Source organism: Paraburkholderia tuberum STM678 (assembly GCF_902833905.1).
Taxonomy (GTDB): Bacteria; Pseudomonadota; Gammaproteobacteria; order Burkholderiales; family Burkholderiaceae; genus Paraburkholderia; species Paraburkholderia tuberum.
In genome coordinates, this window is record NZ_CADFGP010000103.1 from 1 (window position 1) to 13,507 (window position 13,507).

General features: G+C 65.9%; 12 protein-coding genes. 7 read left to right on the forward strand and 5 right to left on the reverse strand.

Features of this window, described 5'->3' with window-relative positions; all coding sequences use genetic code 11:
- Positions 1-98 precede the first annotated feature (98 nt).
- The 7 genes from HWY30_RS38795 (at position 99) to HWY30_RS38825 (ending at position 9,498) form a co-directional block, all read left to right on the forward strand.
- Positions 99-833 carry a GNAT family N-acetyltransferase gene (locus HWY30_RS38795; protein ID WP_090807914.1) on the forward strand — a complete coding sequence of 245 codons (735 nt, stop codon included), beginning with the start codon at positions 99-101 and terminating at the stop codon, positions 831-833.
- 312 nt (positions 834-1,145) lie between these two features.
- A complete protein-coding gene (locus HWY30_RS38800) occupies positions 1,146-2,717 on the forward strand; it encodes an efflux transporter outer membrane subunit (RefSeq protein ID WP_090807916.1) in 1,572 nt (523 codons plus the stop codon).
- 53 nt (positions 2,718-2,770) lie between these two features.
- Positions 2,771-3,922: an efflux RND transporter periplasmic adaptor subunit gene (locus HWY30_RS38805; protein ID WP_090807918.1), complete on the forward strand. Its 1,152-nt coding sequence runs from the start codon at positions 2,771-2,773 to the stop codon at positions 3,920-3,922.
- 16 nt (positions 3,923-3,938) lie between these two features.
- Entirely contained in the window at positions 3,939-7,007 is a 3,069-nt protein-coding gene (locus HWY30_RS38810; protein WP_279613335.1) for an efflux RND transporter permease subunit, read from the forward strand.
- 140 nt (positions 7,008-7,147) lie between these two features.
- Positions 7,148-8,116: a quinone oxidoreductase family protein gene (locus HWY30_RS38815; RefSeq protein ID WP_090810301.1), complete on the forward strand. Its 969-nt coding sequence runs from the start codon at positions 7,148-7,150 to the stop codon at positions 8,114-8,116.
- Positions 8,117-8,240: 124 nt separating this feature from the next.
- Complete coding sequence (locus HWY30_RS38820; RefSeq protein ID WP_090807922.1) at positions 8,241-8,828, forward strand: DUF4337 domain-containing protein; 588 nt, start codon at positions 8,241-8,243, stop codon at positions 8,826-8,828.
- A 52-nt stretch (positions 8,829-8,880) separates the two neighbouring features.
- Entirely contained in the window at positions 8,881-9,498 is a 618-nt protein-coding gene (locus tag HWY30_RS38825; protein WP_090807924.1) for a LysE family translocator, read from the forward strand.
- A 53-nt stretch (positions 9,499-9,551) separates the two neighbouring features.
- Here the strand turns inward: HWY30_RS38825 and HWY30_RS38830 are convergent, their stop codons facing one another.
- From HWY30_RS38830 to HWY30_RS38850, 5 genes are all read right to left on the reverse strand, one after another.
- Positions 9,552-10,826 carry an RNA polymerase sigma factor gene (locus HWY30_RS38830; protein WP_090810303.1) on the reverse strand — a complete coding sequence of 425 codons (1,275 nt, stop codon included), beginning with the start codon at positions 10,824-10,826 and terminating at the stop codon, positions 9,552-9,554.
- A 77-nt stretch (positions 10,827-10,903) separates the two neighbouring features.
- Entirely contained in the window at positions 10,904-11,317 is a 414-nt protein-coding gene (locus HWY30_RS38835) for a YciI family protein (protein WP_090807926.1), read from the reverse strand.
- A 179-nt stretch (positions 11,318-11,496) separates the two neighbouring features.
- Complete coding sequence (locus tag HWY30_RS38840; RefSeq protein ID WP_090807928.1) at positions 11,497-11,850, reverse strand: YciI family protein; 354 nt, start codon at positions 11,848-11,850, stop codon at positions 11,497-11,499.
- A 409-nt stretch (positions 11,851-12,259) separates the two neighbouring features.
- Positions 12,260-12,733: a hypothetical protein gene (locus HWY30_RS38845; protein ID WP_090810306.1), complete on the reverse strand. Its 474-nt coding sequence runs from the start codon at positions 12,731-12,733 to the stop codon at positions 12,260-12,262.
- Between the two features lie 274 nt (positions 12,734-13,007).
- On the reverse strand, positions 13,008-13,507 hold a 500-nt coding region (locus tag HWY30_RS38850; protein WP_279613337.1), incomplete at its 5' end, for a group II intron maturase-specific domain-containing protein.

Sequence of the window (13,507 nt, forward strand, 5' to 3'; positions counted from 1 at the left end):
TCCGCACCACAGGCCGGATATAAGTCTGCAACCTCATCCTGTCCGTCACACACCGAATATCACCTGGCAAACCGGGAGGCGTCCATATAAGAACAGACATGGAACCCACACGTAACGCCTACGGCCAGCCAATCGGCGCGCCCCTGCCCGGCTGGCACGGCGCGCAGCCGCCAGGACGCAAGCCGCTGAGCGGCCGTTATTGCCGGCTCGAAGCGGTCGACGTCGAGCGCCACGCGGCCGACCTCTTCGACGCGTACGGCTCGGCCATCGACGGCCGCGACTGGACCTATCTGGCGGTCGGCCCGTTCGACAGTCTCGCCGCCTATCGTGAGCGTTTGACGCAGATGGCGGCATCGAAAGATCCGCTGCACTACGCGGTCATCGACCTGGCGACGGGCAAGCCGGTCGGCACGCTCTCGCTGATGCGGATCGATCCGGCCAACGGCGTGATCGAAGTCGGCCACGTCACGTATTCGCCGCGGCTCAAGCGCACGCGCATCGCGACCGATGCGATGTACCTGCTGCTAGGCGAAGTGTTCGACAAGCTCGGTTATCGGCGCTTCGAATGGAAATGCGATTCGCTCAACGAGCCGTCGCGCAAGGCCGCGTTGCGCTATGGATTTACGTTCGAGGGGATCTTCCGGCAGGCGATCGTCTATCGCGAGCGCAATCGCGACACGGCGTGGTTTTCGATCATCGACAGCGAGTGGCCGGCATTGCGCTCGTGCTATGAGCGGTGGCTCGACGCGGGCAATTTCGATGCGCAAGGGCAGCAGGTCGAGCGGCTCGCCGATCTGATCGCGCAGCGCCGAGCGGCGGACGAGGCCCGGTAAAACCAGACGATCGATAACCAGGCAACAGCTCGACCAGTTCGCCAAGCGCGATGCCGAGCCAACCGCGTGCCCGAATCCGTGAAATTGTCGTGAATACCGCGCCGGGCGTGGCAGACAGCGGCAGCACCGCCTGCCATCACCGCCCTCCTACGTGATCTCGTATCCACCTTCGTCCGCCAGCGAACGCGAGGCCAAGCGCGGTTCGCGCCGTGCATGGTAAATTCCAGCGTCGGCAAGACAACTCCAAGAACGTTCGGGTGCCCTGAACATCTTCGTCCGGTCCACCCGCCATTGGCGATACAAGGTAGATCGATGATCGACGTGAGTCAGCGTATTGTCTGGCGGCGCCTCTACGTTGCGCTGTGCAGCTGCGTCGCGCTGGCCGGCTGCATGGTCGGCCCCGACTACCACGCGCCGCCCGCGCCGGCCACCGACACCTTCACCACCACGCCGCTGCCCGACCAGACCGCCTCCGCGCCCGGCCCCGCAGGCCTGCCGCAGCGTTTCGCGCCGGCCCAGGACATTCCCGCCGCGTGGTGGACGCTGTTTCATTGCGAGCCGCTCGACGCGCTGATCCGCGAGGCGATCGCCAACAGTCCGAACATGGCCGCCGCGCAGGCGGCGTTGCGACAGGCTCGCGAGAATTACACGGCGCAAGCCGGCGGCACCTTGCTGCCGAGCGTCGACGCGCAACTGAGCGCCACGCGCGAAAAGATCAACGGCATCGCGTTCGGCGAGCCCGGCCTCGTCGAGGAATTCAATCTCTACAACGCGTCGGTCAACGTCTCGTACAAGCTGGACGTGTTCGGCGGCGCGCGGCGCGAACTCGAAGCGCTGCATGCGCAGATCGACTATCAGCGCTTCCAGCTGCAGGCCGCCTATCTCACGATATCGGCCAACATCGTGACCGCGGCGGTCAAGGAAGCGTCGGTGCGCGCGCAGATCGACGCGACCGAGCGGATCGCTACCGAGGAAGAGCAGCAACTGAACGTGCTCGACCAGCAATTTTCACTCGGCGGCGTGAGCCGCACGGCCGTGCTCGCGCAGGAAACGCTGCTCGCGCAGACCCGCGCGACGCTACCGCCGCTGCAACAGCAGCTCGATCAGGCGCGCCATCAGCTTGCGGTACTCGCCGGCAAGCTGCCGAGCGATACCTCGGTGCCCGACTTCACGCTCGACATGTTCTCGCTGCCCGACACGCTGCCCGTGAGCCTGCCGTCGTCGCTGGTGCACCAGCGCCCCGACATCCTTGCCGCCGACGCCACGCTGCATCAGGCGAGCGCGCAGGTCGGCGTCGCGACCGCGGCGATGTATCCGCAGATCACGCTGTCCGCGAGCTACGGCGCCGAAGCGTTGACGCCCGCGCAGGTGCTCAGGGCCGGCAGCACGATCTGGAGCATCGGCGCGGGCTTGCTGCAACCGGTCTTTCACGGCGGCCAGCTGAGCGCGCAGAAGCGCGCGGCCGAGGCCGCCTACGAGCAGGCCGGCGCGCAATACCGCGAGACGGTGCTGCTCGCGTTCCAGAACGTTGCGGACACGCTGCGCGCGCTCGAACACGACGCAACCGGCCTCAAGGCGCAGACCGACGCGTCGCGCGCCGCGAGCGATTCGCTCGAACTGACGCGCGGACAGTATCACGTCGGCGGTGTCAGCTACCTCGCGCTGCTCGACGCGCAACGCCAGTATCAGCAAACGGTCGTGAGTCTCGCGCAGGCGCAGGCCGCGCGTTACGCCGACACGGCGGCGCTGTTCCAGGCGCTCGGCGGCGGCTGGTGGAATGCCGCCGCGCCCGAGTCCGCGGCCGCGCCGGCCGCCGCGTCGGCGAGCGCGTCGAACACGTCGTCGCCATCAGCAACGACGGCAACCGCCACAACGCCACATTGACCGTGCCCTGACGCAACCCCAGCCCTCGCCCCAAGCCGAGCAAGGACATCACGATGGCCGAAAGAAAACCGATGACAAAGCGGATGGTGATCATGTTGATCAGCGTCGGCCTGCTGCTCGCCGCGCTGGTCGGCTTCAACCTGTTTCGCGCGCACATGTTCGCGAAGTTCATGACGGCCAACACCGCGCCGCCCGCCACGGTCTCGGCGGTGGTGGTCCACTATCAGTCGTGGCAGCCGCAGCTCGCGGCGGTCGGCAGCCTGCGCGCGGTGCGCGGCGTAGACGTGACGACCGAAGTCGCCGGCCTCGTGCGCGAGGTCGCGTTCGTGTCGGGGCAGGAAGCGAAAGCCGGACAGATCCTCGTGCGACTCAACGCCGACAGCGACGTCGCACTGCTGCAATCGCTGCAGGCCGCGGCCCAACTCGCACAGACGGTCTACGAGCGCGACCGCGCGCAGTACGACATCAAGGCGATCGCGAAGGCGCAGCTCGACGCCGATGCGGCCGACCTCAAGGGCAAGAAGGCGCAGGTCGCGCAACAGCAGGCGCTCGTCGACAAGAAGACGATTCGCGCGCCGTTCGCGGGGCGCCTCGGCATCACGACGATCAATCCGGGGCAATACCTGAATCCCGGCGACGCGATCGTCACGCTGCAAGCCATCGATCCGATCTACGCCGACTTCTCGGTACCGCAACAACAGCTCGGCCAGCTTGCGATCGGCGCAACCGTCAGCGTCGACACCAACGCGTACAGCGGGAAAACCTTCAGCGGCAAGATCCAGTCGGTGAGCCCGAAAGTCGACAGCGCGACGCGCAACGTACAGATCGAGGCGAGCGTCGACAATCGCGAGCGCAAGCTGCTGCCCGGCATGTACGCGAACGTGAAGATCGACTCGGGCGCCGAACAGCGCTACCTGACCCTGCCGCAAACGGCGATCACCTACAACCCGTACGGCGCGACCGTGTTCATCGTGAAGCCCGGCACGCAACCCAACGCGCAGGGCAAGACGCTGCCCGTCGCGCAGCAGGTGTTCGTAACGCCGGGGCCGACGCGCGGCGACCAGGTGGCGATTCTGAAGGGCATCGACGACGGCACGCAGGTCGTGACGAGCGGCCAGATCAAGCTCAAGAACGGCACGCCGCTGATCATCGACAACCGCGTGCAGCCGTCGGACAGTCCGAATCCGACGCCGCAGGAACAATAAGCGAGGCCGCCCGATCATGTTCACGGACATCTTCATTCGCCGGCCGGTACTCGCTTCGGTCGTGAGCCTGCTGATCCTCGTGCTCGGGTTGCGCGCGCTCGCGGTGCTAAAGGTCAGCCAGTATCCGCAGACCGAGAACGCGGTCGTCACGATCACGACGGCCTACTATGGCGCGAACTCGGACACCATCGCCGGCTTCATCACGCAGCCGCTCGAAGCGGCGATCGCGCAGGCACAGGGCATCGACTACATGTCGTCGACGAGCATCACGGGCGTGTCGACGATCATCGCGACGCTGCGTCTGAACTACGATGCGAACCGCGCGCTGACCGAGATCAACACGCAGATCGGCTCGGTGCGCAACCAGTTGCCGCCGCAGGCGCAGCAGCCGGTGCTGACGGTGCAGACCGGGCAGACCACCGACGCGATGTACATGGGCTTCTACAGCAGCGTGCTGCCAAGCAACAACGTCACCGATTACCTGCTGCGCGTGGTCAAGCCCAAGCTCGATTCGATCCAGGGCGTGCAGACCGCCGAAGTGCTCGGCGGGCGGCAGTTCGCGATGCGCGCGTGGCTCGACTCGGCGCGGCTCGCCGCGCACGGCGTGAGCGCGAGTGACGTGTACACCGCGCTCGGCAACAACAACTATCTCGCCACGCTCGGCACGACGAAGGGGCAAATGGTCAGCGTCGACCTGGAAGCGGGCACGGACCTGCATACCGTCGACGACTTCAAGCAGCTCGTCGTCAAGCAGAAGAACGGCTCGCTCGTGCGCCTCGAGGATGTCGCGAACGTCGTGCTCGGCGCCGACAGCTACGACTTCAACGTCGCGTTCAGCGGCAAGCGGTCGGTGTTCATCGGCATCAAGGTCGCGCCGGATGCGAACATTCTCGATGTGGCCAAGCGCGTGAAAACCGTGTTTCCCGATCTGCAGAAGCAGTTTCCGACCGGCATGACGGGCGACATCGTTTATGACGCGACCGACTTCGTCAACACCGCGATCAGGGAAGTGATCAAAACGCTCGTCGAAGCGCTCGTGATCGTGACCGTCGTGATCTTCCTGTTTCTCGGCAGCTTCCGCGCGGTGATCGTGCCGTTGATCGCGATGCCGCTGTCGCTGATCGGCACGTTCTTCGTGATGCAGGTGCTCGGCTATTCGATCAATCTGCTCACGCTGCTCGCACTCGTGCTCGCGATCGGGCTCGTCGTGGACGACGCGATCATCGTCGTCGAGAACGTCGATCGGCACATGAAGCACGAAGGCAGGACACCGTTCGACGCCGCGCTGATCGCCGCTCGCGAACTGGGCGGCCCGATCGTCGCGATGACCGTCGTGCTGATCGCCGTGTACGCGCCGATCGGCTTCCAGGGCGGGCTGACGGGCGCGCTCTTCACCGAATTCGCGTTCACGCTCGCGGGCGCGGTGACGGTATCGGGCGTAATCGCACTCACGTTGTCGCCGATGATGTGCTCGCGCTTCTTCCGCGCCGCGCAGGAGTCGGGGCGCTTCGCGCGTTTCGTCGACCGCCAGTTCGAGCGCGTGCATCGCGGCTACGGCCGCCTGTTGCATGCGACGCTCGACACCTGGCCCGTGTTCGTGATCATGGGCGCGCTACTGCTGTGCGGCACCGTGTACCTGTTCATGACCTCGAAGTCGGAACTCGCGCCGCAGGAAGACCAGGGCATCGTGCTCTCGCAGATCATCGGGCCGCCCAACGCGACGATCCAGCAGATGCAGACCTACGCGGACCAGGTGTTCGATGCTTCGAAGACACTGCCCGAATATTCGCAGATGTTCCAACTCACGGGCTCGCCGACTGTCAACCGGGGCATCGGCGGCGTGCTGTTCAAGACCTGGGATCAGCGCGGCAAGAACGCGACCGTGCTGCAGCAGGAGTTGCAGCAGAAGTGGAATCAGATCGCGGGCGCGCGCGTCGCGGCGTTCCAGTTTCCGCCGCTGCCGGGCGCGCAGGGCTTGCCGGTGCAGTTCGTGATCAGCACGACCGAGCCGTTCGAAAACCTCAACGAGGTGTCGCAAGCAGTGCTGGAAAAAGCGCGTGCGAGCGGCATGTTCTTCTTCGTCGATAGCGACCTGAAAATCGACAAGCCGGAAGTGACGCTCGTCGTCGACCGCGACAAGGTGGCCTCGCTCGGGCTGTCGCAGAGCGACGTCGGAGAGGCGCTCGGGTCGGCGCTGGGCGGCGGCTACGTCAACTACTTCTCGATTGCGGGACGCTCGTACAAGGTGATTCCGCAGGTGTTGCAGATCGACCGGCTCAATCCGTCGCAAGTGCTCGACTACTATCTGCGCACGCCGGACGGCAACGTGATTCCGGCGTCGACGATCGCGCATCTGCGGCACAGCGTCGTGCCAGAATCGATCAACCACTTCCAGCAGTTGAACTCGGCGACGATCTCCGGCGTGATCGTGCCGGGCGTGTCGCAAGGTCAGGTGCTCGATTTTCTGCGCAAGGCGACCGCGCAGGTCGCGCCGGCCGGCTATTCAGCCGATTACTCGGGAGAGTCGCGCCAGTTCGTGCAGGAGTCGGGCGGCTTCGTCATCACACTGCTGCTCGCGACGATCATCGTGTTCCTCGCGCTCGCGGCGCAATTCGAGAGTTTCCGCGATCCGATCGTGATCCTGATCTCGGTGCCGATGGCGCTGTTCGGCGCGCTGATCTTCATCAACATCGGCCTGACGACGCTGAACATCTACACGCAGGTCGGCCTCGTCACGCTGATGGGGCTCGTCAGCAAGCACGGCATTCTGATCGTGCAGTTCGCCAACGAACTGCAGCGCGCGGGCCGCGCGAAGCGCGAAGCGGTCGAGGAAGCGGCGGGCGTGCGGCTGCGCCCGATCCTGATGACGACCGCGGCGATGGTGCTCGGTGTGGTGCCGCTCGTGATCGCGTCGGGTGCGGGCGCGGCGGGCCGCAACGCAATGGGGCTCGTGATCTTCACCGGGATGTCGATCGGCACGCTGTTCACGTTGTTCGTCGTGCCGGCGATGTACATGTTTCTGGCCGCCGAACACCAGCGGCATGCTCAGGCGCCGAAGGCCGACGAGGCGGGTCAGGCGGGTTAGAGCCTGGGTGATCGCGTACCCGGCGCGCGGGTTGTTGTCCGAAATCTGAAAGCCGTCGTCCTGATGCCCTTACTCGCATCACTTAGACTACGGTGCATTCGCTGCGCAACGCGGCGCAAGACCAACCGGAGCCACGCACGATGAAAGCGATTCAGTTCAAATCTTTTGGCAACCCCGAAGTGCTCGAATACGTCGATCTGCCGACGCCGAAGGCCGACGCGGAGCATGCGGTCGTGCGGGTCATGGCGGCCTCGGTCAATCCGAGCGACGTGAAGAACGTGTCCGGCCATTTCGAACATACGGTGCTGCCGCGCACGCCGGGGCGCGACTTCAGCGGCGTGGTGGTGGACGGCCCGGCCGCGTGGCTCGACGCCGAGGTGTGGGGAACCGGCGGCGACATCGGCTTCACGCGCGACGGCACGCACGCCGAGTACCTCAGCATTTCGGTCGCGGCGCTGTCGCGCAAGCCCGTGGCGTTGAGCCACGTCGAGGCGGCGGCGATTGGCGTGAACTTCGTGGTCGCGTGGCTCGGCACCGTCGAATACGCAAAGTTGCAGGCCGGCGAGACCATTGCCGTGCTTGGCGCGAGCGGCGGTGTCGGTGGCGCGGTCGTGCAGATCGCGAAAGCGCGAGGCGCGCGCGTGATCGCCGTCGACCGCCGGCCGCTCGATCCCGCCACGCCTGCGGGCCGCCTGATCGACGCCTACGTAGCGTTCGACGAACACGCGGCCGCACGCGTGCGCGAACTGACCGGCGGCGCGGGCGCGGAAGTCGTGTACGACACGGTAGGCGGTGTCGCGTTCGAGACCGCGCTGAGTCTCGCGAAGCGGCGCGGCCGCGTGCTCGAAATCAGCGGGACCGGCAAGCGCCGCGTCGAGTTCGATCTGATCGACTTCTATCACAACGAGACGCAATTGCTCGGCGTCGACAGCGCGAAGCTCGGCGTCGCGGAATCGGCGCCGCTGATGACGGCGCTCGTCGAGGGCTTCGACAACGGCAAGCTGAGCGGCCCGGCGATCGCGCAGGAATTCCCGCTCGCCCGCGCGCGCGAAGCCTACGAGGCGGTCGCCGCCGGCACGCGCGGGCGCGTCGTGATTCGCATGCAATAACCGTCCCTCTGACACCGTGCATTGAAGCTGCGGCCTCCGGGCGTCGGCCACACGCTAAGATTGAGGCCGCCGGGCGCCCGCCCCGTCCGGCGAGAACGACAAAAGCATTGCCTCGGAGAATCTGATGTCTGAAGAATATGAAGTGCACGGTCCGCACGACCATGCCGTCGAACACGCCGGCCACGCCGCGCATCACGACGCCGATCCGTTCGCGAGCCGCATGGCCGTGATGACCGCGATCCTCGCGACGATCGGCGCGCTGTGCGCGTACCAGAGCGGCAACGCCGAAAACCTCGCGCTGTTCTACAAGAACGAAGCCGCGATCAAGAAGACCGAAGCGTCGAACCAGTGGAGCTACTACCAGGCGAAGGGCGAAAAGGAAAACCTCGCGGAACTCGGCGCGGCGCTGTCGGCGCCCAATAGCGACGCGCACGCGAAGTTCGTCGCCGACGTCGAGAAATACAAGCAGCAGAAGGAGCCGATCCGCGCGAACGCAGAAGCGATCGAAAAACAGGTCGTCGCCGCCGATACGCGCAGCGAAATGCTGTTGCACGGCCATCATCGCTGGGCTCAGGCGACGCTGCTGATTCAGGTCGCGATTGCGCTGTGCGCGATCACGCTGCTCACGCGCAAGAACTGGCTGCGCAATCTGTCGTACCTCGTCGCGGGAGTGGGCGTCTTGACCGCGGGCGCGGCGTTTTTCGGGCTATGAGCGGGATGCTCGCGTTGCTTTTCACCCAGAGCTTTGCAATCGGGAGTGTGTCGTGATCGATGGGTCCGCCGTGGTCGGCGTGTTTTCCGTGTATGTCGCGGGCGTGGTGAGCCCGGGCCCGAACTTCGTCGCGGTCGCGCACAAGGCCGCTTCGGCGACGCGCATCGAAGCGCTCGCGATGGTCGCCGGCATCGTGCTCGTCAGTCTGTTCTGGGCCAGCTGCGCGATTCTTGGCGTCGGCATCGTGTTCGCCGCGTTCCCGTGGCTCGCGCTCGTGGTCAGGATCGTGGGCGCATGTTACCTGCTGTGGTTCGGCGGGCGGCTGATCTTCAATGCCTCGGCGGCGCGGCAAGCGGTGCTCGTCAAGGCACCGGCGGGCGGCTTCAGGCAGGCGTTCGCGCAGGGCTTCGCGACCAACATCGCGAATCCGAAGTCGATGGCGTTTTTTGCCGCGGTGTTTTCGTCGGCGGCGCCAGCGCATGTGAGCACCGGCACGTTCGCCGCGATGCTCGGCATGGTGTTCGTCGTCGCGAGCAGCTGGTATGGGTTCGTCGCGCTGGCGCTGTCGCATCAGCGCATCGCGTCGGCTTATCGGCGCGGCAAGAGGTGGGTGGATCATGTGTGCGGCGGCTTGATCGTTGCGTTGGGGGTGCGGCAGCTGATTCGTTGAGGCGGCACTGACGTGTGCGCGAGCACCAATGTGCCAGCACCAATGTGCCAATCTCAATCCGCGAGCCCGCGCGCACGCTCCAGCAACAACTCGCGCTCGCGCGTATTGCGCGTCATCGCCGCGGCGCGCTCGAACTCCGCGCGGGCTTCGTCGACGCGTCCAAGCTTGACCAGCAGATCGCCGCGCACGCTCGGCAGCCAGTGATAATTCGCGAGCGCCGAACCGGCGGCGAGCGCATCGACGATCTCGAGTCCGGCGGCCGGCCCGAACGCCATCCCCACCGCGACCGCGCGATTCAACTCCACTACCGGCGACGGCGCGACCTGCGCCAACGCATCGTAGAGCGCGACGATCTGCGCCCAGTCGGTGTCCTCGGCGCGGCGCGCTCGCGCATGGCACGCGGCGAGCGCCGCCTGCAATGCATACGGCCCGCTCTCGCCGCCGAGCGCATGCGCGTTGTCCAGCGCCGCGAGGCCACGGCGAATCAGCAGCGGGTCCCAGCGGCTGCGGTCCTGATCGAGCAGCAGTACTGGACGCCCCTGGGCGTCGGTGCGCGCGTGCGTACGCGACGCCTGAATCTCCATCAGCGCGACGAGACCGTGGACCTCGCTCTCGCCGGCTACGAGTCCGCTCAACACGCGCCCGAGCCGCAACGCCTCCTCGCATAGCGTCGGGCGCATCCAGTCGTCGCCGGCCGTGGCCGAATAACCTTCGTTGAAAATCAGGTAGATCACCTGCAGCACCGACGCGAGCCGCGCCGCGCGCGCGTCCTCCTGCGGCACCTCGAACGGCACGCGCGCCGCCGACAGCGTGCGTTTCGCGCGCACGATCCGCTGCGCGATGGTCGGCTCCGGCACGAGAAACGCGCGCGCGATTTCGTCGGTGGTGAGGCCGCCGAGCAGGCGCAGCGTCAGCGCGACGCGCGCATCGGTCGACAGCAGCGGATGGCACGCGGTGAAGATGAGCCGCAGCAGATCGTCGCCGATGTCGTCGGCGCGCGCGGCGTCGAGCGCATCGACGAAATCGGGCACCACGTGCGCTTCGATCGCGTCGAGATCGTGGCCGAGCTCCTCGCGCTTGCGCGCATGCAGCGCTTCCTGGCGCAGGCGATCGAGCGCGCGGTTCTTCGCGGCGGTCATCAGCCACGCTCCGGGATTGTCGGGCACGCCCGCGTCCGGCCAATGCTCGAGCGCGGCCACCAGCGCGTCCTGCGCGAGTTCCTCGGCGAGTCCCACGTCGCGCACGATCCGCGCGACGTGAGCGATGACCTTCGCGGATTCGATCCGCCAGACAGCGTCGATCGCACGATGGGTGGCCTGTATCGTCACGGCGTCAGCCTTCACCTGCTGCCGGCGGTTGCGCGTTCAGGAACATGTACGCGGGCTCCCAGACGTAGTCCATCAAATCAGCGGCGATCTTCTTCGAGCTTGCGAAAGCGCTCGACTTCCGGCCCCAGCTCGAAGTCGTCGAGTTCGAACAGCTGCCGCACTTCGATTTCGCCATCGGCGTGCTCACCGAACGGCGCCGGAAAACGCCGCGCCCATTCCATCGCCTCGTCGCGCGAGCGCACCTGGATCAACGTATAGCCCGCGATCAGCTCCTTGGTCTCCACGAACGGCCCGTCCACGATGCTCCGTTTGCCGCCGCTATAGCGCACGCGCCAGCCTTTCGAGCTCGGCTGCAGGCCCGTCGCGTCGAGCAGCACGCCGGCCTGCGCGAGTTCTTCGTGGTAGGCGCCCATGGCGGCGATCAGCGACGGTTCGGGCATCTCGCCGGCTTCGCTCGCGGCCGTGGCTTTTACGATGATCATGAATCGCATGTCGTTGCTCCTTGTTGTTAGTGGTTGGTCGTGAGTGGATTCCTGTGAATCGCCTGGCGGGGCCACGCCGGCTCGCCCCTTACTCACACGACGCGCGATGCACGGTCCGATCGACACGCGCGGCGGTCCCCACATCCCAGGGAAAACACCGAAGCGAGTGAAGTGGGAATCACGCGTGCCTAGATGAAGCACGGTCCGAGCTTGCGCACCTCGACCGTGCACCACGACGCCGCCGGGCAGGTTTGCGCGATCGCCACGGCCTCTTCACGGCTGTCGCAGTTCAACAGAAAGAAGCCGCCGATCATCTCCTTCGCCTCGGCGAACGGCCCGTCGACGAGCTTCGATTGGCCATGGCGGACCTGCACGCGCACGGCGTCCTTCTGCGAAGTCAGTGACTCGACCGCGAGCAGCTTGCCGCGCGCTTTCAGGTTCTCGGAGAAACGCACCATCTGGTCGTAGAGGTCGCGGCCCGCGGCTTCGGCGCGCTCCTCGCGTTGGTCCGTGGGTTCGACGATCAGCAGCATGTAGGACATGATGTCTCCGATAGGGCTCGGTTGTGGTTGTATGCGCGGGTCGGCATCGCAACGACGCCAGCGACGCCTGGCCTCGGCGGTATGCAGGAGGTACGCAAGCAGGTAGGCGGCAAGCAGGCGCAGCCAGTCTAGCAAGCGGGAATCGCAGCGGCAAACGCGCCCAGCGGGACTTCTACGGACACTCGTAACAAGCCGCGCCACGCGCATCAGCCGGCCTCGCGCGACACGTCGATGCCGCTTTCAATGTGTCCGGAATCCATTTACGTCCGCGCTGAAACGGTCGTATCAGCCGTTCGACGAAACGCAGCGCAGCGGGCAGCCACTCGCTCGGGCTCGCCGATAGCGCATTGAGCGCAGCGCCGGTGACCCGCGACGCTTTTCGAAATGCGCGCCGCCAGATGCGTGCCGCTCAAACCGCCGCTTCCGCCAGCGCGCGCAGTCGCGCGGAACGCATCAAACCTTCGATCATTTTCGCTTCCGCGCTCGCCAGCTCGCTCAGCGACGCCGCCGACAACTGTCCGTCGAAAATCGCTAGCGCCGCGCACAGACTTGCGTAGTCGTCGTCTTCGAGCGACCAGCGGCCAGTCTGGCGCTCGCGCACATCGAGCCGCACCATCGCCGCATGCGCGCTTTCGATATCGGCGCGCGCGTCGGCGCCCCATCCGGCATGCACAAGTTCCTGCGACACCAGCAAATGCCGGCTCAGCGTCGTGTGCAGAATGCGCGCGCCGTGGCCGCGGCGCAATGCATCGAGCGCGGCGTAGGCCTGCAACAGCATGGTCTGCGTGACCGGCGCGTGCGCGGTGCGGCTCTGGGTCAGAGAACGCAACAACGGGGACATGGCCGTGCGGCCGGGCTTGCGAACTCGCGACTTGCTGGACATCGATTCAACCTCCTTCTTTCGGCAGCGCGCCCGGACTTCGGCACGCGACGGCGGCAAACGCCGCGCTCAAACGTCCGACGTATTTCGCGCCCGACAGTTCACCCCATGCGGACGCGCCCGTTCTTCGAACGTATCGAAGAACGCAATGTCCGCATATCGGTTCGAAGCCGCCAGAAACAACAAGCCCGCTTCGTTGCGACATCGAGTAGGGGACGGAGTTACCTCCGTCGCCCTCTCACACCACCGTACGTGCGGTTCCGCATACGGCGGTTCATTAAACACGCTGGAAGCGCCGCTGGGTATCGAGCAGCGAAACCAACCCTGATACGTCAAAGAAGCTCTTGGGATAGGCCGCGTTCATGTGGCTTGCTCCGGCGTTCCACCAAGGACCGCGTCCGTTGCTTGCCGACTTCCATGCCCGCGTCTTATCCAGGCCTCGCGCTTGTAGTCGCTTGTGACGGGTGGACGGACGCTTCCACTGCCGCCATAGCAGGCAGCGCAGTTTGCGCCGTACCCACCCGTCCAGCTCCTCCAGTACACCTTTAACCTCGGTCAAGCGGAAGTATGAGGCCCAGCCACGTAACACCGGGTTGAGTGCCGCTATCGTGACGGCGAGGTTGCGCGAGGCATTCCCCACCACGATTTCGCGCACCCTGTCCCTCAGTCGCTTCAGACTGCTATCGGCAATCTTCAGCCGCGCCTGCTTGTGCCATGTGACGCTGTAGCCTAGAAACTTCCGCTGCCAAGGCCGCGCGACGGCGCTTTTATCCCGGT

Bases quoted from the DNA above. Each gene is read 5' to 3' on its own strand.
- HWY30_RS38820 (WP_090807922.1), top strand. From the start codon at position 8,241: ATGTCTGAAGAATATGAAGTGCACGGTCCGCACGACCATGCCGTCGAA.
- HWY30_RS38840 (WP_090807928.1), bottom strand. From the start codon at position 11,850: ATGTCCTACATGCTGCTGATCGTCGAACCCACGGACCAACGCGAGGAG.
- HWY30_RS38810 (WP_279613335.1), top strand. From the start codon at position 3,939: ATGTTCACGGACATCTTCATTCGCCGGCCGGTACTCGCTTCGGTCGTG.
- HWY30_RS38835 (WP_090807926.1), bottom strand. From the start codon at position 11,317: ATGCGATTCATGATCATCGTAAAAGCCACGGCCGCGAGCGAAGCCGGC.
- HWY30_RS38815 (WP_090810301.1), top strand. From the start codon at position 7,148: ATGAAAGCGATTCAGTTCAAATCTTTTGGCAACCCCGAAGTGCTCGAA.
- HWY30_RS38800 (WP_090807916.1), top strand. From the start codon at position 1,146: ATGATCGACGTGAGTCAGCGTATTGTCTGGCGGCGCCTCTACGTTGCG.
- HWY30_RS38845 (WP_090810306.1), bottom strand. From the start codon at position 12,733: ATGTCCAGCAAGTCGCGAGTTCGCAAGCCCGGCCGCACGGCCATGTCC.
- HWY30_RS38805 (WP_090807918.1), top strand. From the start codon at position 2,771: ATGGCCGAAAGAAAACCGATGACAAAGCGGATGGTGATCATGTTGATC.
- HWY30_RS38795 (WP_090807914.1), top strand. From the start codon at position 99: ATGGAACCCACACGTAACGCCTACGGCCAGCCAATCGGCGCGCCCCTG.